The organism is Xanthobacter dioxanivorans (assembly GCF_016807805.1).
Taxonomy (GTDB): domain Bacteria; phylum Pseudomonadota; class Alphaproteobacteria; order Rhizobiales; family Xanthobacteraceae; genus Xanthobacter; species Xanthobacter dioxanivorans.
In genome coordinates this window covers 2,084,405-2,102,668 of sequence record NZ_CP063362.1, presented here as the reverse complement: position 1 = coordinate 2,102,668, position 18,264 = coordinate 2,084,405, and the positions used below count along the sequence as shown (strand labels likewise).

17 protein-coding genes are annotated in these 18,264 nt (G+C 69.7%); 4 read left to right on the top strand and 13 right to left on the bottom strand.

Annotated features, from left to right (window positions below; translation table 11 throughout):
* Positions 1-6 precede the first annotated feature (6 nt).
* The 8 genes from EZH22_RS09935 to EZH22_RS09900 all read right to left on the bottom strand — a co-directional run bounded on the left by EZH22_RS09935 (position 7) and on the right by EZH22_RS09900 (position 7,516).
* Positions 7-309, bottom strand: coding sequence for an STAS domain-containing protein (locus tag EZH22_RS09935; RefSeq protein ID WP_203195477.1), 303 nt, complete (start codon positions 307-309; stop codon positions 7-9).
* Positions 293-1,942 (bottom strand): Na/Pi symporter, encoded by a 1,650-nt coding sequence (locus EZH22_RS09930; protein WP_203195476.1) that lies wholly within the window; start codon positions 1,940-1,942, stop codon positions 293-295. Before EZH22_RS09930 ends, EZH22_RS09935 begins: the two co-directional genes overlap by 17 nt.
* 84 nt (positions 1,943-2,026) lie before the next feature.
* On the bottom strand, positions 2,027-2,479 hold the full coding sequence (locus tag EZH22_RS09925; RefSeq protein WP_203195475.1) for an ATP-binding protein: 453 nt from the start codon (positions 2,477-2,479) through the stop codon (positions 2,027-2,029).
* Between the two features lie 11 nt (positions 2,480-2,490).
* Positions 2,491-2,853: an STAS domain-containing protein gene (locus EZH22_RS09920; protein WP_203195474.1), complete on the bottom strand. Its 363-nt coding sequence runs from the start codon at positions 2,851-2,853 to the stop codon at positions 2,491-2,493.
* A gap of 328 nt (positions 2,854-3,181) precedes the next feature.
* The gene (locus tag EZH22_RS09915) at positions 3,182-3,862 is read right to left on the bottom strand and encodes a GNAT family N-acetyltransferase (RefSeq protein WP_203195473.1); all 681 of its coding nucleotides are present in this window, start codon (positions 3,860-3,862) and stop codon (positions 3,182-3,184) included.
* The gene (locus tag EZH22_RS09910; RefSeq protein ID WP_203195472.1) at positions 3,859-4,872 is read right to left on the bottom strand and encodes an ABC transporter substrate-binding protein; all 1,014 of its coding nucleotides are present in this window, start codon (positions 4,870-4,872) and stop codon (positions 3,859-3,861) included. Before EZH22_RS09910 ends, EZH22_RS09915 begins: the two co-directional genes overlap by 4 nt.
* Positions 4,872-6,860, bottom strand: coding sequence for an MFS transporter (locus tag EZH22_RS09905; protein ID WP_203195471.1), 1,989 nt, complete (start codon positions 6,858-6,860; stop codon positions 4,872-4,874). Before EZH22_RS09905 ends, EZH22_RS09910 begins: the two co-directional genes overlap by 1 nt.
* Positions 6,857-7,516: a hypothetical protein gene (locus EZH22_RS09900; RefSeq protein ID WP_203195470.1), complete on the bottom strand. Its 660-nt coding sequence runs from the start codon at positions 7,514-7,516 to the stop codon at positions 6,857-6,859. The genes EZH22_RS09905 and EZH22_RS09900 overlap by 4 nt, the downstream gene beginning before the upstream one ends.
* Positions 7,517-7,675: 159 nt before the next feature.
* Here EZH22_RS09900 and EZH22_RS09895 point away from each other — a divergent pair, with 159 nt between their 5' ends.
* The 4 genes from EZH22_RS09895 to EZH22_RS09880 all read left to right on the top strand — a co-directional run bounded on the left by EZH22_RS09895 (position 7,676) and on the right by EZH22_RS09880 (position 12,737).
* On the top strand, positions 7,676-8,422 hold the full coding sequence (locus tag EZH22_RS09895; RefSeq protein ID WP_203195469.1) for a hypothetical protein: 747 nt from the start codon (positions 7,676-7,678) through the stop codon (positions 8,420-8,422).
* Positions 8,412-9,245 carry a hypothetical protein gene (locus tag EZH22_RS09890; RefSeq protein WP_203195468.1) on the top strand — a complete coding sequence of 278 codons (834 nt, stop codon included), beginning with the start codon at positions 8,412-8,414 and terminating at the stop codon, positions 9,243-9,245. The genes EZH22_RS09895 and EZH22_RS09890 overlap by 11 nt, the downstream gene beginning before the upstream one ends.
* Complete coding sequence (locus EZH22_RS09885; protein ID WP_203195467.1) at positions 9,245-11,299, top strand: SpoIIE family protein phosphatase; 2,055 nt, start codon at positions 9,245-9,247, stop codon at positions 11,297-11,299. Before EZH22_RS09890 ends, EZH22_RS09885 begins: the two co-directional genes overlap by 1 nt.
* 226 nt (positions 11,300-11,525) lie before the next feature.
* Positions 11,526-12,737 carry an MFS transporter gene (locus EZH22_RS09880; RefSeq protein ID WP_210352038.1) on the top strand — a complete coding sequence of 404 codons (1,212 nt, stop codon included), beginning with the start codon at positions 11,526-11,528 and terminating at the stop codon, positions 12,735-12,737.
* A gap of 13 nt (positions 12,738-12,750) precedes the next feature.
* Here the strand turns inward: EZH22_RS09880 and EZH22_RS09875 are convergent, their stop codons facing one another.
* From EZH22_RS09875 to EZH22_RS09855, 5 genes are all read right to left on the bottom strand, one after another.
* Positions 12,751-14,202 carry an FAD-binding oxidoreductase gene (locus EZH22_RS09875; RefSeq protein WP_203195465.1) on the bottom strand — a complete coding sequence of 484 codons (1,452 nt, stop codon included), beginning with the start codon at positions 14,200-14,202 and terminating at the stop codon, positions 12,751-12,753.
* Between the two features lie 79 nt (positions 14,203-14,281).
* Positions 14,282-15,211 (bottom strand): dihydrodipicolinate synthase family protein, encoded by a 930-nt coding sequence (locus EZH22_RS09870; RefSeq protein ID WP_203195464.1) that lies wholly within the window; start codon positions 15,209-15,211, stop codon positions 14,282-14,284.
* A 60-nt stretch (positions 15,212-15,271) separates the two neighbouring features.
* Positions 15,272-16,264 carry a TRAP transporter substrate-binding protein gene (locus EZH22_RS09865; protein WP_203195463.1) on the bottom strand — a complete coding sequence of 331 codons (993 nt, stop codon included), beginning with the start codon at positions 16,262-16,264 and terminating at the stop codon, positions 15,272-15,274.
* A 23-nt stretch (positions 16,265-16,287) separates the two neighbouring features.
* Positions 16,288-17,553: a TRAP transporter large permease gene (locus EZH22_RS09860; protein ID WP_203195462.1), complete on the bottom strand. Its 1,266-nt coding sequence runs from the start codon at positions 17,551-17,553 to the stop codon at positions 16,288-16,290.
* Complete coding sequence (locus EZH22_RS09855; RefSeq protein WP_203195461.1) at positions 17,553-18,176, bottom strand: TRAP transporter small permease; 624 nt, start codon at positions 18,174-18,176, stop codon at positions 17,553-17,555. The genes EZH22_RS09860 and EZH22_RS09855 overlap by 1 nt, the downstream gene beginning before the upstream one ends.
* Between the last annotated feature and the right edge of the window lie 88 nt (positions 18,177-18,264).

The following is an 18,264-nucleotide window of genomic DNA, read 5'->3' as shown; positions in this document are numbered from 1 at the left end:
TCGATCTCAGGAAATCTCGAACAGGGTGGAAAAGCCGGAAATGTCGAACACTTCCCGGATCTGCGGCTGAAGCGAGGCCAGCGCCAGCTTGCGCTTGGCGCCACGCATGGCCTTGCCGGCCACGAGCAGCGCGCGCAGGCCCGAGGAGGAGACATAGTCCACCCCCGCGAGATTGACGACGATGCCGCCATCGGTCGTGGACACGACCTCCATCAGGCTGGCCTCGAACGGCTTGGCATTGGGCGTGTCGAGGCGCCCCGCCACCTTCAGCAATACGTCGCTTCCGACTTGCTCACGCTCGATGTGCATCGGCCTCTACTCGCTTCAGATCCGTGTCCGCGGCGACGGATGCCTCCCGCTTAGCCTCATTATCGGGGGTGCGCAACGCCACCGCAATGCGGCGCACAAGCCAGACCGCCCGTTCGAACAGGCTGGTGGCGAAAAGCAGTTGCCGCGTATCCACATCCGACCCCAGGGCGGAGGCGGCCAATTGGCGGCGGATGCGGTTGAGCAGCTCGCTGCGATCGCCCGCGAGGGTGATGATGATGTCGAGGTCCGCCGCCTCCGCCCCGGCCGCGTCGGCGAGTGACAGGACGATGGCGCGCAGCGCCTCCGACAGGTTGAAGCCGAGGGGGGGAACGTCCTCGAAGCCCTCGATCACCTCGGTGAAGTCGTGCAGCGTGTCCTGGAGCGTGCGCACCGTCTCCAGCAGGGACTGGTGGTGCAGCGCGATCCTCAGGCTCTCCCGGGGCATGCCGTGGGCGATGAGGTCGGCGAGGAAATGGTCGACCGCCAGCGCCACCGACGCCCCGCCCCGCCAGGTGCCGAGCCGCACCTGGGCATCGCCGGCCTCGGCGCCGTCGAGGTCGGGCAGCAGCAGGGGCAGCTGGTGCAGGAGGCGCAGGGTCTCGCGTTCCGCGAGGTCGAGGGCGGTCGCCGGGTCCTGGCGCGCCTGCGCGTCGATGAAGCGGGGACGCGCCGCATCGTCCTCCACCGTCGGCGGGCTGAGGCGCATGGCGATGGCCTCGGCGGTTCCCCGCAGCAGGGCGACGGGGAGCGCCCCGGCCACCTGGAGCAGGAGGAACAGGACCGACACCGAGGCGGTCGGCGTTCCGCCGCCGGCGCCGGCGAGCAGGGCGAACGGGTCGGCCCCGGCCGCGCCCAGGACGGCGAAGGCGGCGCCCACGAGAAGGCAGCCGGCGACCTTCACCAGGACGTGGACGTAGCACAGCTGCCGCCCCGTTCCCGCCAGGCCGCTGGACGAGATCAGCACCGCGAAGCCGGAGCCGAGATTGGCGCCGAGCACCAGGAAGAAGGCGTCGTGCAGGCCGAGCAGCCGCGCCTGGATCAGCGCCACCACGAGGATGGTGGGGGTGGAGGAGGATTGCGTCACGGCCGAGGCGAGGAAGCCGAGGCCGAAGGCGAGGAGAGGGGTGATGCCCGCGCTGAGCGTCCCGGCCAGGGCCTCCACGTCGATGTCCGCCGGCCCGTGCTTGATGAAGTCGAGGCCGAGCAGTGCCAGCGCGAGGCCAAGGCCCACACCCATCCATTCGCGCCAGGCGCTGCGGCGATCGAGCCTGAGGTGGAAGGTGAAGCCCACCGCGGCGACGAGATAGAGGACGACGAGGCGGAAATCGATGGCGGCGATGAAGACGAGGCCCGCCGTGCCCACGTTGCCGCCAGCCACCACCGGGATGGCGTCGCGGGTGGCGAACACGCCGCCGCGCACCAGATTGCCGCACACCACGGCGACCGCGTTGCTCGATTGCGTGGCCAGCCCGGCAAGGGTGCCGCAAGCGAGGCCCGCGAGCGGGGACCTTGTCGCGCCGCGCAGCAGGCGGCGCACCTTGCGCCCCGTCGCCTGCTGCAGGTGCGTCGCCATGATCCTCAGCCCGACGAACAGCAGCCCGAGCCCGGCGAGGATCTCCGCCAGCACCGTCATCGCGCACGCACCGTCACGCGCAAGCTCATTCCAGCCGCGCTCGTCTCAAACGCGCTCGTCTCAAACGCGCTCATGGACGAGGCATCAGGCCCCGCCTCCGGCGACGCCGGCAACCAGCGTCAGCTGGTTTTCCTCGCCTTCGCGGGCATAAGCGAGGGTCTCCAGGAAATGCCGCATGAGTTGCACCCCGTGACCGCCGATCTTGGCGTCCTCGATGGAATCGGGCGTCTCCGGCTCGCTCACGTTGGTCGGGTCGAAGGGGACGCCGTTGTCGATGAGGCGCACCGCCACCCGCCGCTCGGGCAGGCGGTAGCACTCGATGCGGATGTGCGGGGCGGCGTGCGCGCCGCGGAAGCCGTAGGACACCACGTTGGTGAGCGCCTCCTCGAGGCTGAGCTCAAGGGCGAAGCGGGTCGCGTCCGGCCACCCCTCCTCCAGCGCCACGACGCCGAGCCAGCTCGTCGCCTCCGTGATGTCATCGATCTGCGCCCCCACCTCGATGGCGGAGATCAGCGTGCCGGCGGCGGGGGCGGCCATGGCGCCGTCCGTCACGTGGCGGTGGGGCTGGCGGGGGACACGCCCGCCACGGCGAGCGCCTCGTCCCGCGTGCCGTAAATGGAGACCAGCTGATCGACGCCGGTGGCACGCAGCACCTTCTCCACCTGCGGATCGCAGGCGAACAGGCGCATGACGCCGCCCTTCCGGTGCAGGCCCTTGGCCCCGGCCAGCAACAGCCGGATGCCGATGGAGGCCATGAAGGGAGTGCCCGAGAGATCGACCAGCAGCACCTGCGCCTCGGCGCAGGCGGCCTTGAACTCCGGTTCCACTTGCGCGGCGCCACCGATGTCGAGCCGTCCATCCAGGACGACGAGCACGAGGTCAGGGCCGAGCGACTTCTTCTCGATCTTCATGCGACGCCGTCTCTCGCATCCCGCCGGCCGGCGGCAGGACCATCCACAGGTTGGAGAATTGCTGCGACAGTTTAGTGAAGTCGTGCCCGTGCGGAAATAGCCCGCCGGGTCCAGTTCGGCGGCATGGGGGATGACTTCGGGTCTCACGGCGCCCCCTGACCGCGCCATGCATTTGATTTATAACGACTTAATCACACCAGCCCGGCGCGAAGCCTCCTCGGTAGGATTGGCCCCGGCAGCGGGGCCGGGCGCAGACCATCCGTCGCGAAACCGAGGCAGAAGAAGGCTTTTCCAGCCGGACCACGCCGCAAGCCGCCGGGAACGGGTCCTAGCTGCCGACGGCCGGGATGGGCTTGGCGAAGACGACCCCCGTCGCCCCCGATTCGAGCCGCCCGCGGGCATAGCCGCGCCAGCCTTCCGCGAACAGCGCCTTCTGGCGCGGCGTATCCAGCGGATCGACGAGAAGGGTGCGCCCCGGATCGTAGGTGGTGCCGTCGCGCACCATCAGGTAGCGGGCGTAGCCGCCGAAGAAGAACTGGATGTCCCGGATGGGGAACCCCTCGGCGAGGAGGTTGGACCAGCTGGCCGTGTTCACCGGCGCGGCGGTGGAGAAGAGCAGCATGTCGGGCGGGGCCGCCCTCACCCGCGCCGCGATCAGCGCGCGCTGGAGGCCCTGGCCGCGATAGGCCGGCGCCACCCGCGCCCCGGCGAGCCGCCCCACCGGCGCCCCGGGCGCAAGGCCCAGGCTCGCGCGCGGATCGTCGGACGCCGCATGGTCGTGCTGCAGGATGGCGTAGGCGACGAGCTCCGCACCGTCGAACACCCCGACGAAGAAGCCGCGGCCGGCGAAGATGGTCTCGAAATAGGCGTGGCTTTCGGGCTTCACCACGTTCGGATCGATCACCGGACCCACCGCGAGCCGGTTCAGCCCATCGACCTGCTCCAGATCCTCGATTGTCAGCCGGCGGACGGAAAGGCTGGGGGAAACAGCCAGGGAACCCCGCATCATGTCACGACTTCCGCATAGTTCAGCATGGCGATGGGCGGATAGATTCCGAGTTCCTTCGCGACCTTCAGGTTGATGATGAGGGTGAAGCGCTTCACCGTCTCGATGGGAATGTCCTGCGGCGGCCGGTGGTTGACCAGGATCGCCGCCGCCTTGGAGGCGGCGAGCTGGCCCACGGAATAGAACCGGCTCACCAGCCCGACAAGACCCTGCCCCTCGCGCATGAAGAACTCGGTGGCGCCGAAGGTGGGAAGTCCCACCGAAAGGGCCACCGGCCCGACCCGGTTGAAGATGGAGGCGAGGAAGGTGTCGGCGGGCAGATAGAGCCAGTCCGCGCCCTTGGCCCGCAGGTCGCGGACCAGGTTCTCCACCCCGTCCGCGGTGGGGCGGTTGCCGTCCATGTTGAGGGGCTGGGCCATCACGGTGGCGCCGATGCCGGCGCAGAAGGCCTTCATCTCCTCGATGATGGCGAGCGAGTTGTTCTCGTTGGGCGAGAAGATCACCCCCACCTTCTTGAACGCCTTGTAGCTCTGCATGGCGCGCATCTGCACGTCGGTGGGCACCACGTGCACCGCCCCGGTCACGTTGCGCCCGGAGGAGGCGAGCGACGGGGCGATCTTCACCTGCACCGGCGCCGCCACGAGGGCGAAGACCACGGGGATGTCGCGGACGAAGCTGGCGGTGGGCGGGGCGTCGTACGGGCCGGCCACGGCAAGGGTGTTGGGCGTGCCGTAGGTGTAGATGAGCTCCGGCTTGAAGGTGGGCAGCACCTCGGCGAGGATCGGCTTCACCTTGGCCGGGTCGCGCTCCACGTCGCGGGTGATGAACTCCACCTTGATCTCGTTGGCGGCGAAGTAGTCGCGGAAGCCGCGCTCCACGTCGGTATCGCCGCGGTAGGTGAGCATGAGGATCCGGTAGGGCCCGCCCGACGTCTGGGCGCGGGCCAGGGGCCCGGCGAGGCTCGCGGCGCCCGCGCCGAGGCCGAGGGAGAGAAGCGATCGGCGGTCCATCATCAGGCTGAGGTTCCTTCCGATGCGGCCGCGGACGAGGCGCGGCCGGATTGAACGGCGGGCTTTCCCCGCCCGGATAGCGCAAACAATACCGCACCCGCCACAACCACGGCACCGAGAAATGCGGTTGCGGGCGCAAATCCCAGCGCCGCCATGAGAAAACCGGCGCTGGCCGGCCCGGCGGCATTGCCGGAGCGCTCCACCAGCCGGAACAGACCGAGCACGCCGGCGCCGCGCCCGCCGCCCATGGCGGAGGCGGTATCGGCCACCAGGGCGGACTGGGAGGCGATCGACATGGCCTGTCCGTAGCCGAGCGTCACCAGCGCCACCACGATCAGGGCGATGGAGGGCTGGATCGGCACCAGCATGGCGCCGATCCCGGCGACAAGGGCGCCGGCGACCACGAAGCCATGGCGCACCTGGAAGCGGTCGGCGAGGGTGGCGAAGAAGGGCACCGCCAGCACCATGATCAGCGGATAGATCATCTGGAAGCGGCCGATGGCGGCGGAGGAATAGCCCTGCCGTTGCAACTCCAGGGGCACCAGCAGGAAGCAGAGGGCAGCGAACAGGAACTTGGCCGGAAAGGCGCATCCGAACAAAAGCGCCATCAGGCCGGGCGCGCGGGCCGCCTGCTTCAGCTGCGACCAGCCGACGCCCCCGGTGCGCTCGTCCGGCCTGCCGCGCGGCAGGGTGAAGGCGGCGACGAGGAGGGCGACCAGCGCCAGGCCGCAGGAGGTGGCGAAGGCCGCCTCGGCACCCAGCCGGTCGGCGATGACGCCGCCGATCGGCGGCCCGCACAGGCTCGCCACCATGATGGCGCGCACGAAGACGGCGAGGGCGGCGGCGCGGGCGGCACCGGCCGAATGGTCCACCACGTGGCCCTGGGCGGAGACGAAGACGAGGGCGTAGCCGATGGCCGTGGCGACGCGCGCCGCGATGAAGAGGGAATAAGTGGGGCTGACGGCGGAAAGCGCGTACCCGGCGGCCGCCAGCAACGCCCCGATGAGGAAGCCGGAGCGGCGGCCGAGCCGCTCGGACACCCCAGCGAACGGCACCTGGCACAGGGCCACCACCGCCATGAAGGCGACGATGGGCAGGCTGGCCGCCAGGCCGGGCGAAATTTCGGTGGACGACGCGATGGACTGGGCGAAGTGCGGCAGGAAGGGGCGAGTGAGCTCCTCCGCCAGCATGAAGAGAAAGAGGGACGGCCGCACCGCCACCGCCGCCTGGCTCTCCACCGCATGAATGCGGCCGAGCCCGGTGCGCTCCTCCACCTCCTCCAGCCAGACGAGCGCGTCCTCGTCGCCGCGCCGCTCGGCCTCCGCGCGGGCGCGGGCATGCACGTCGCCCAGTTCCTCCATGTGCAGGTCTATGGGCTGGATGAGGCCGCGGGCGCTGGTGCCCTTCCCGGTGTCGTGCAGCACGAAACGACCGCGCGCCAGCGCCCGCAGCCGCTGTTCCACGGCGATGAGCGCCTCCAGGCCGCGCGTGCCGACCACCAGGGCGACGAGCTCCAGCGCCACCAGCAGCGAGACGATGCCGATGAAGGCCACGTCCAAGAGCACCCCGCCCACCTGGGCCGACACCACCGTGGGGTCCACCACGATGAGCAGCTCGCCGGTGCGGCGGCCGTCGCGATCGGTGACCGGGATGCGGACCATGGGCGGGTCTTCGAAGCCCGATGCATCGCCCGCCCGCGCCGTCTCGGCGCCGCCGGCGTCGAACAGGCTCAGCTGGGCGAACTCCGCATTGGCCGCGCGCAGGTCCTCGAGATAATCGGTGACACCCGCCAGGCGTTCGAACGGGATGCCCAGGGTCTGGGCCCGCTCCATGAGGGCGGCGGCGGAGCGGCCCACCGAATTGGCCTTGGCGGTGATCTCCGGCACGATGGTGTGCCGGGCGGCGCGCTCGGCGGCCCAGCCGATCACCGCCAGCGCGGCGCACAGGATGATGGCGATCGCAAAGGAGATGCCGCCGCGCAGGCCGATCATTTGCGCCCCCGAAGAGACCAGGACGCGCCCGCCCGCTGGTGGGCGGCGGCGACGCTTGCCAGGGCCGATTTCGCGGCCGCCGGCCACATGGCGGGCTCGGCCGCCCGCCGCACCGCGCGACGCAGGGCCGCGGCCAGCAGAAGCCCGATGAGAACCGTCGCGACGAAGGCGCCGCCGAGGGTCGCCAGCGAGACGGTCTTGAGCCCGTCGAACAGCGCCGCGGCGCCCGCCGCCAGGATGTGCGGATCATAGCGCACCACGACGCTGCCGATGGACCGGCCGAGATCGTCGCGCACCTGCGCGACCACCCGCCCGCCGCCGTCCGCCGCGGCGTGCCCGCCGGCGCGGCCGGGCGCGCTCGAGAACAGGACCGTGCCGTGCTCGTCCACCAGGTCCATGGACAGAAGGGCCGGCTCGATTCGCGCCTCGCGCGCAAGGATGTCAGTGAGCGCCTGCTGCGCCGGCAGGGCGATGCCGAAGGAGGCCGCCTGCTCGGCCACGTCGGCCACGCGACGGGCGGCGATGCCGAATCGCGCCTCGATGATTCCCTTGTGCGCGTTCAGCAGCGTAACGTACGAGAAATAGGCGCCGAACGTGACGCAGGCTGCTGCGATCAGCGCGAAAACCGCGATCAGTCCGAGGGTGGTCCGCGTCATGCCTCTTGCGTCCGAGGGTTACGTCACACGGGCAGATCCTTCATGCCACGAAAACCCGTCTGAGATTGAAGGTTTTTTCGTCGCGGTGGAGTTTTTTGTCTGGTTTGGCACCGAGCGCGCGGTTAACGTCCCGCCGGTCATCCTTCCGAAGATCCGCGCATGACTTTCGTGAGCCGACTCATCCTGGTCGTCGTCGTTTCCGTGACCGCAGCCGTGGTGGCGGTCGCCGTCATTGCCTTCGGCGCGAGCGACCGGGTGGGTGAGGAAATCGAGCGGGCGCGGGTCGCCAACCTCCTCGGCACCCTGAAGACGTCCACGGAAGCCAACCTTTCCATCGGCCTCCAGCTTGACCAGGTCTCCCTGCTGCAGCCGCGAATCGAACGCGAGAAGGCGGGCGACACGTCCATTCTCGCCATCGACGTCTTCAATGCGGCAGGGCGCGCCGTGTTTTCCACCGACCGCTCCGTCATCGGCGAGGAGGTCAGCCCCGATTGGGTGAAGCGCCTCACCAATGATGACGTGTGGACCACGGTGGAGCGCGGCGACACGGTATTCGGTACGCGGTTCGAGAACGATCTCGGCGTCGCCGGCGGCATCTCCGTGACCGTCTCCGACGAAGCCCGGTCGGCCCGGGCCGACCGGCTGGGGCTCGACCTCGCCACCCGCACCGCCGCCCTCGGCTTTGCCGGGGCGCTGCTCGCCGCCGCGGCGGCGGGCGTGTTCGCCTATGTCTTCAGCCGCCCCTTCGACCGCGTCGCGCGCATCCTGCGCAACGACGCGGTGCGGTCCGGCGACGACGGGCCCCTGACCCAGCTGGCCGATGCCACCGTACGCAGCTGGCAGAAGGCCGAGGCGCAGGTGGACCGCGGCCTCGGCCAGCTCGGAGCGCTCGACGATGCAGCCTGAGCTTCCGGAAAGCGGGCGCGGTCGCCTCATCGCCGGCCTGTTCGCCCTCATCCTCACCCTTGTGCTCGGCGGCGCCGCCGCGGCGCTGCTGGTCAACGGCTACCGTGCCCGGGTGGAGGAGAGCGCCCGCCGCGACGCCCTGGTCATCGGCACCTCGGTCGCCCGCGTGCTGGCGCAGCAATTCGAGAAGGCCTCGCGCTTCGGCATCCCCCTGAAGCTGCTGCCCGGCGTCGAGGTCCACCTGTCGGAAACCCTGGCACGCACCCCGGGGCTCACGCAGATCGTGCTGCGCGGCGCCGACGGCCGGGAAATCCGCAGCGCCATCGGCGAGCAGCCCGGCACTGATTCGGTGAGCGCGCCGGTCAGCGTGGACGGAAACACCGTCGCCTCGGTGGAGGTCACCACCAATCCGGCGGCGCTCGCCACGTCCTTCGCCGACATCGGCGTGAAGGCAGCCGTCGTGGTGGTCATCTGCGCCGCTTTGGCCGCGCTCGCCGCGGGCCTCCTCGTGGGCGCCGCCATCGAACGGGCCCGCGATCGGCTGGCCACGGGCATGATCCGGGCGATCGAGGGCGATTTCGGCGGGCCCGCGGAAACCGGCCGTCGGCCGCGCGGCGGCATGCAGCATGGGGCCGTGGGCGGCGCGTTCCGGGCCCTGGAGCGCGGCAACCGCCGCGTCGCCGAGCGGCGGTCGGTGTTCGAAGCCTATGCGGAGGAGCTGCTTGCCGTGGATTTCGACGGCGGCCTCAGGCCCGACGTGGAGCGGGTGCGGCGCGAAGTCATGGCGCCGCCCGCCGAGAGCGAGAAGGGGCGTAGGGTCTGATGCTGCTGCGCACCCGCATCACCCTCATCGTCGCCACCGGCTTCGCCCTCCTGATGTTCGGCATCTGGGGCGCCACGGTGCTGCGCGACCGGGTGGCCCAGTCCCGCGAGGGCGAACTCGCCATCGACGGCCAGACAGTGCTGTGGCGCGAGATCGTCGCGTTTCAGACCGCGAACCTCGCGCGCATCCTCGAACGGGTGGAAAGCTCCAGCAGCTTCACCATCGCCCTCGGCTTCTCCGATCGCCCGGGGGTCGCCGCCGCCTTGCGCGACCTCGGCATGAACATCATGGAGGACGACACCTATTTCGAGGTGGTGAACGCCGACCGCGAGGTGGTGTTCGGCGACGGCGGCACCACCGCGCGCTACATCCTCGATGCCAGCAGCGTCGACCGGGCGCTCAAGGGGGAAGTCCTGTCGGGCCTGCGCCAGGTGAGCGCGACGCAGGTGATCGTGCTCACCACCCGCACCGTTGAACTGCCGGCCCTCGGCCGGGTCGTGCTGGTGCTCGGCCGCAACGCCGCGCTCGGCATGGACCGTTTCGCCCGCGGCCTCAGCGCCACCACCACCCTTGTCACCCTGCGCGGCCGCGTGGTGGCGAGCACCGATTTCCGCCTGTGGGAGCGCGCCAAGCTCGCCATCACGCCGCGCCGGCCCAAGGCCGACCGCATGACGCTGGACGGGCGCATCTACAACGTCACCAGCATCCCCATCGACGACATTTCCGGCAGTGCCGTGGGCGCGCTGGTGAGCTTCGTCGACACGACGCAGACGGTGGAGGCCACGGCCTTCATCCGCCAGTGGGCGGCGGCCGGCGCCATCGCCCTGGTGCTGATCGGCGTGGTCGGGCTCAACGTCTTCCTGTGGTACAGCTTCCGCCCCCTGGAATCCGCCATCGACGTGCTGCAGGCGCTCTCGCGCGGCGACACCTCGGTGACGGTGGGTCACGTGGGCAACGACGAGATCGGCCGCATCGCCTCGGCGGTGGTGGCCTTGCGCGGCAACGTGCAAGCGCTGGCCGAATCGCGCCGCCAGCGCGAGCGGGTGCGCCGCCGGCAGGAGGCGGTCATCACCTTCGAGCTGCAGGCCCTGGCCGATGCCATCGATCCCACCGATCGGGAAGAGGTGCTCGCCCTGCTGGCCAAGGGCGGCGAGGGTTCGGAGCAGGACGACGAGCTCAAGCGCGTCGCCCGCGTGCTGCACGACCTCGCGCGCCGCATCGTGGAGCAGCACACGCGCCTGTCGTCCATGGTGGTGGAGCTGCGCGAGGCCCTCATCACCAAGACCAAGCTCGCCGGCCTTCAGCAAGAGCTGGAGATCGCCCGCCAGGTGCAGCTCGCCATCCTGCCCAAGGAATTCCCGCCGGACGCGCGCGTCGCCGTGCACGGTCAGATGACGCCGGCGCGCGAGGTGGGCGGCGATTTCTACGACTACTTCATGATCGACGACACGACCCTCGGCTTCGTCGTGGCCGACGTGTCGGGCAAGGGCGTGCCGGCGGCCTTGTTCATGGCCATCTCCCGCACCCTGCTGCGCTCTACCGCGCTGTTCGAGCGCTCGCCGGCCGGCTGCATCCGCCGCCTCAACGACCTGCTCGCGGTGGAGAACGAGCAGATGCTGTTCGTCACCGTGCTTTACGGCGTCATCGACCTCTCCTCGGGGAAGGTCACCTACGTGAACGCCGGGCACAACCTGCCCTACCGCATCGCCCGCTCCGGCGAGGTCACCACCGTGCCCTCCACCGGCGGCATGGCGGTGGCGGTGCTGGAGGGCTTCGTCTACCAGCAGCACGAGCTGCACCTCGCGCCGGGCGACACGCTCTTCCTCTACACCGATGGTGTGACCGAGGCGTTCGACGTGGACAACCGGGCCTACGGCGAGGAACGGCTCGAGGAGCTTCTCCACAGCGGCGCCGCCGAATGGTCCGTGCCCGAGCTCAGCGAGCGCGTGCTCGCCTCGGTGCACGTATTCGAGCGCGGCGCCCCGCAGGCGGACGACATCACCTGCCTGACTCTGCGCTATTTCGGCGGGCACGGGCCACGCCGCACGAGGTGAGGAAGAACCTCACCCGACCGACCAGAACCGGAAGAGGGGAAACACCGGCCGGGCGGCATCCGCCACACCGGCCCCGGCAGCCAGCGCCGGATCCGACCGGGCCTTCATGGCCTGGGGATTCCGTCGCCGAGCGTGAGAAGGCGCGCGCGTGATCCGGCCGGCCGTGATGGCCGGCAGGCGGACGCGGGCGCCGGCCGGCCACGGACGGGAGGATGGTGAAGTGTCCATGGAATTGCGCGCGACCGGCTGGCCCGCCGCGGAAGTTTCCACCCTGGGGGCGGTGGGCGTCGCCCATTTCTGCAGCCACTTCCTCCAGCTGGCCCTGGCGCCGCTGTTCCTGCTGATGCGGGCGGACCTCGGCGCCTCGTTCTTCGCCCTCGGCGTGGTCCTGTCGGTATTCTACCTCTGCTCCGGCATCGGGCAGGTCGTGGCCGGCATCCTCGTCGACCGCTTCGGCGCGGATCGCCTGCTGCTCGGCGGACTGATCCTGCAAGGAACCGCCACCGCGGCCATGGGCTTCGCGCCCCACTACGCGATGCTGGTGCCGCTGGCCGCGCTGGCCGGGCTCGGCAATTCCGTCTACCACCCGGCGGACCTGTCCATCCTCAGCCATCGCGTGGCGCCGGCCCGCCTCGGACGGGCATTCGCCGCGCATGTGATCGCGGGCAGCATCGGCTTTGCCCTGTCGCCCCTGGTCTCGGCGGCCATCGCCACCGGCTATGGCTGGCGCGCGGCGCTGCTCGCCATGGGCGGGATCGTGGTGCTCATCGGACTCGGCCTCCTGGCCTTCCGCTCCGCCCTCAAGGCTCAACCCGCCGCAGTGCCGCACAGCGCGGGCGGTCAGGCCGGCAAGGCGCCGGGCTTCCTCCAGGTGCTGGCCATGCCGGTGGTGCTCATGGCCTTTCTCTACTTCCTGCTCACCTCCATCTCCCTCTCGGGCTTCCAGAGCTTCTCCATCGTCGCGCTGCAGGAAGGCTACGGCGCCACGGTGGCTCTGGCGACCCTGGCCGTGGCCCTCTATCAGGTGGGAAATTCCATCGGCGTCGCCCTCGGCGGAGCGGTGGCCGATCGCACCAGCCAGCACCACCGCATCGCCATGGGCGGGCTGGCGGCGGCCTGCGGGCTCACCTTCCTCGCCGCGGTGCTGCAGGCGCCGCCGGAGGTGGTGGTGGGCCTCATCGCGGCCGTGGGCGTGGCCATGGGCCTCACCACGCCGTCGCGCGACGTGCTGGTGCGCAGCGCGGCCCCGGCCGGGGCCATCGGCAAGGTGTTCGGCGTGGTCTATTCCGGCTACGACATCGGCGCGCTGCTGGGGCCGCTCATGTTCGGTCTGCTGCTCGACCATCATCTGCCGCGGCTGGTGTTCGTCGGCGCCGCGGTGCCGCTCGGCCTCGCCATCCTGACCGCCTTCGCCGTGCGCCGGCGGCCGGCGGGCTGACCCGCAGCACCGCTCAATCCCGCTTCAGCACCTTGCCGGGATTGGCGATGCCGGCGGGATCGATGGCCGCCTTGATGGCCGCCATCAGCTGGAGGGCGACGGGATCCTTGTAGAGCGGCAGCTCGTCCCGCTTCAAAAGGCCGATGCCGTGCTCGGCGGAGATCGAACCGCCGAGGCCGGCCACGAGGTCGTGCACGATGCGGTTGAAGGCCTCCCAGCGGGCGAGATAGTCCGCCTTGTCCATGCCCACGGGCTGGCTGAGGTTGAAGTGGATGTTACCGTCGCCCATGTGCCCGAAGGCGCAGACCCGCACCCCGGGCAGGTGCGCCTCGCAGCGCCGTGCCGCCTCGGCGATGAAGTCCGGCACGCGGGACACCGGCACCGACACATCGTGCTTGATGGAGCCGCCCTCGAACTTCTGCGCGTCCGAGAGCGCCTCGCGCAGGCGCCAGAGGCCGTCCGCCTGCGCTTCGCTGGCGGCGACCACCGCATCCTCGATCTCGCCCGCCTCGAAGGCGGCGGCGAACACCTCCACCGCCAGCTCGGACAGATCGTCGCCGCGCCGGGTGGAGCTGAGCTCGGCGAGGACGTACCAGGCATGATCGCCGGCGAGGGCCCGCACCGTGCCCGGCATGTGCTTCAGCACCGTCTCCATGCCGAACCGCGGCAGGATCTCGAAGCCGCTGAGGGCATCGCCCGCCACGTCGCGCAGGCGGCGGAACAGGGCGAGGGCGGCGTGCGGGTCCGGCAGGCCGATGAGCGCCGTGGCCCGCGAGCGCGGGGCCGGATAGAGCCGCAGCACGGCGGCGGTGATGATGCCGAGGGTGCCCTCCGCGCCGATGAACAGGTCCTTGAGCGCGTAGCCCGTATTGTCCTTCCGCAGCCGCGACAGGCCGTTCCAGATGCGCCCGTCCGGCAGCACCACCTCGAGGCCGAAGGTCAGCTCGCGCATGTTGCCATACCGCAGCACCGCGGTGCCGCCGGCATTGGTGGAGAGGTTGCCGCCGATCTGGCACGATCCCTCCGAGGCGATGGAGAGCGGAAACAGGCAGCCGGCGGCGGTTGCCGCCTCGTGCACCTGATGGAGGGTGCAGCCGGCCTCGGCCACCACGGTCAGGTCCACCGGATCCAGATCGCGGATGCGGTTGAGCCGCCGCAGGGACACGAGAAGCCCGCCGAACGGCATCTGCCCGCCCACGAGGCCGGTATTTCCACCCTGCGGCACCACCGGCACCCCGGCCTCGGCGCAGGCGGCGACGATGAAGGCCACCTCCTGGGTGTCCGACGGCTCGACCATGGCCGGTGTCGTTCCCCGGAACAGGCCGCGCCCCTCCACCAGGTGCGGGGCGAGGTCGGCCGTGTCCGTCACCACGTGGCGGGCGCCGATGCGCGCGGCGATACGCTCCAGCAGCCCGGCGACGCGGGCGGCATCGAGGAGGAGAGGCTTCGGCGAGGCGCTCGACATGGCGAGACACTGCCGCAGCCTCTCCCCGTCCGCAAGCGCCGCATCCATCCCCCGCAGGAGGACGCGGCGGACGGATGGCTCAGGCGGCGGCCTTCAGCCCCACGTCGGGCAGTTCGGGCCGGGTCTTCAGGGCGGCCGCCATGAGCGCCTCGACCTCGGCCCGCTCGTGGTCCAGCAGCGCGAGGCGGGGCGGACGGGTGCGGAAGGTGCCACGACCCATGATGTGCTCGCACAGCTTGATGCACTGAACGAGGTCGGGGCGGGCATCCAGGTGCAGCAGCGGCATGAACCACTCGTAGAGCTTCATGGCCTCCGCGTAACGGCCGGCCCGGGCGAGGCGGAACAGGGTCTCGCCCTCGCGCGGGAAGGCGTTGGACATGCCGGACACCCAGCCCTGGGCGCCCATGGCGATGCTCTCCACCACCACGTCGTCGAGGCCGGCGAACATGATGAAGCGATCACCCACCTTGTTGCGTAGGTCGATGAAGCGCCGGGTGTCGCCCGAGCTCTCCTTGAAGCAGACGATGGTCTCGCAGTCGACGAGGGTGGCGACCACGTCGGGGGTGACGTCGTTCTTGTAGACCGGCGGGTTGTTGTAGATCATCACCGGCAAATCGGTGGCGCCGGAGACGGTACGGAAATGCGCCGCCGTCTCGTGGGGCTTCGACGAATAGACGAGGGCCGGCATGAGCATAATGCCGTCCACGCCCACCTTCGCCGCTTCCTTCGCCGTCTGGATGGCGAATTCGCTGGTGAATTCGGCGATGCCGCAGATCACCGGCACCTTGCCGCCCGCGACCGACTTTCCGGCCTCCATCACCTGGATCTTCTCAGCGGTGGTGAGCGAGCAGTTCTCGCCCACCGTGCCGCAGACGATGAGACCCGACACGCCGTCCCGGATCAGGCCTTCCATCACCTTGGCGGTGGCGTCGATATCCAGCGAATAGTCCTCGCGGAACTGGGTCGTCACGGCCGGGAAGACGCCTTCCCAGCTGATTGCCGGCTTCATCTCTCACATCCTTGTCTCTGGGTGGCGGAAGGGCCCTGCCCTCCCGCGCATGGGGTTGGGTCAGAGCTTCGCGCCTTCCTTGCGCAGGTCGGCGAGGATCGGGGCCTTGGGCAGCCAGATCTTGTCGTACTCGGCGACGATCTTCTCGCGGTCGGCGACCTCGGCCACCTTGACCGGGATGACCGCCTTGAACTTCTCCAGCAGCACCGGCTCGTTCACCACCGTCTCCTGCACCTGGGCGTCGAGGGCGATGCGGGTGAGGCGGCTGATGAGCGCCTTGTCGCCGGTGGACAGGGTCTGCCACACCCGCCCCGAGACCAGGGCGATGACCGGCATGAAGATGGCGTCCATCTTCAGCATGGTCTTCGAGACCTTGTCGAAGCGCTGGTTCCAGGAGAAGTCGAGGTCGGCCTCCAGGCCGTCCACCTGGCCGTTGGACATGGCGTCGAACACCGCCGGCGTGGGGATCGGGGTCGGGGCGGCGCCGAGCAGCTGGTAGAAGTCGCGGTAGGCCGGCGTCGTGTTGATGCGCAGCTTCATGCCGTTGAGGTCCTTGATGCCCGAGATGGGCTTCGCGGAGAACACGACGCGCATGGTGGTGATGCCCCAGGCGAGGCCCACGGTGCCCGTCTCCTTCGGCAGCACGTCCAGGAGGCTCATGGCCACCGGAGTACCCACCAGCTTGCCGGCCTTGGCGGTGGAATCCACCACCCACGGCGCATTGATGGCAGCGATGGCCGGCACGCGCGAGCCGAGCTCGGCGGTCATGATCCAGCCCATGTCGAGGGCGCCGGTCTGCATCTGCTGCAGCATGGCCGCCTCGTTGCCCAGCTGGCCCGACGGAAAGACGGTGAGGGAGAGGCGGCCCTTGGTCTCCTCCTTCAGCATGGCGCCGACCTTCTCGGCGGCCACGTTCCAGGGATGGCCCACGGGGGTGATGATGCCGAGGCGGAATTCCTTCGCCTCCTGCGCCCGCACCACGCTCGGCGCGGCCAGTGGCAAGGCGGCGCCGGCGGCGGCGCTGAGGAGGAAACGGCGTCGATCGAGGATCATGGCAGGCTCCGGAAAGCAGGTTGTTATTTGACGAGGATCGTGGACAGCGACGGCACGAGCGACAGCAGCAGCAGGAGCGCGCAGGCCGCGAAGAAGAACGGCAGGGTGACGATGAACATCCGCCCCACCTTCGCCCCGGTCACCGCCGAGGCCACGAAGAAGCACAGGCCAACCGGCGGGGAGAGGAAGCCGAGGACCAGGTTGATCACCACCACGACGCCGAAATGGACCGGGTCGATGTGGTAGACGAGGGTCGCCACCGGCAAGAGGATCGGCACCGTCATGATCAGGCCCGGCGCCCCGTCGATGACCGTGCCGATGACCAGCAGGATGATGTTGACCAGCAGCATGAAGCTGACCGGGCCGCCGGCCACGGTCTGCACCCAGGTGGCCACCGCCTGCGGCACCTTCCCGTAGACCAGCACCCAGGAGAACACCGCCGCCACCGCCACCAGGAACAGGATGACGGAGGAGTAGAGCCCGGCCTTGAGCAGCATCTGCGGCAGGTCGCAGAAGCGCAGCTCCCGGGTCCAGTAGCGGCCGATGAGGAGGGCGGCGAGCGCCCCCACCGCCGCCGCCTCGGTGGCGTTGGCGAGGCCGGTCAGGATCGAGCCGACGATGACGATGGGGATGATGAGGGTGGGGATGGCGTTCAGCACGATGTCCACCCGCTGGCGCCAGGTCATCGCCTCGCCGCGCGGGTAGTCGTAGAAGAAACCCATGATGTAGACGCAGAGGCAGAACAGGGCGGTCAGCAGCACGCCGGGGATGATGCCGGCGATCAGCATGTCGCTGACCGACACCTGCGCCAGCACCGAATAGACCACGAACATGATCGACGGCGGGATGATCGGCCCGAGCATGCCGGCATAGGCGGTGAGGCCGGCGGCGAAGGTCTTGTCGTAGCCCTTCTTCTCCATCTCCGGCACCAGGATCTGCGCCATGATGGCGACCTGCGCCGTGGCCGAGCCGAGGATGGACGACACCAGCATGTTGGCGATGAGATTGACGTAGGCGAGCCCGCCCTTCAGCCGGCCCACCACCGCCATGGCCATGTCGATGAGGCGGCGGGTGATGCCGCCGCCGTTCATGATCTCGCCGATCAGCACGAACAGCGGGATGGCGATGAGGCCGTAGCTGTCCACCCCGCCAAACAGCTGGGTGGGAAAGGTCTGCAGCAGCAGCGGGTTGCCGGTGGCGAGGATGAACGCCACCCCCGACAGGGCGATGCAGATGCTGATGGGCACGCCCACCAGCATGGTGATGAGGAAGGCGGCCGTGGTGATCATCAGCTCGCCGCCTCCGCATGGGCCATGGGGAAGCCGTGATGGACGCGGCGCGGGACGATATCGAGATCTTCGATGAGATTGGCCACGCCGTGGAGCGTGATCGACACGGCGAACAGCGGCATGATGAGGCTGACCGCCCAGGTCGGCCAGTTCAGCGTCTGGGTGTGCTCGGTGTAGAGGAAATTGAAGGTCTGGCCGGCGAATTCCTTCGCGTCGAAGCCGGCTGCGGCGATGCCCACCGGGTCCATCCAGATCCAGCACATGTAGGAGAGGCTGACACCGAACAGGACGGTGAAGAGCGTGGCCACCACCCGCGCCACCTTCACGCCCCGGGGCGGCAGGCGCTCCGTGAGCAGGCCCACCGAGAAGTCGAGCCGCAGGCGCGTCATGGCCGATGCGCCGGTGAAGGCGAGCCAGACCACCGCGTAAATGGCCGATTCGTCGATCCAGTAGATGGGCGTGCCGGTATATCGGGTCACCACATTGAGCAGGATCAGACCGAAAAGCAGGGCCATGAAGCCGATCACGGCCACCCGCTCCACCTTCAGCAACGTGGAGGAAAGGCAGAGCACGAAGCCCAAGGGACTCCGGCCCGCCGCGTCTATGGTTTTCGCGTCGCTCATGTTTTCGCTCTGGGAAGGCGGACCCTTGAGGGCCTCGATTTGTGCTTTCGTCCTGATCGTAGATTTTATACATTCGACGGGTCAATAC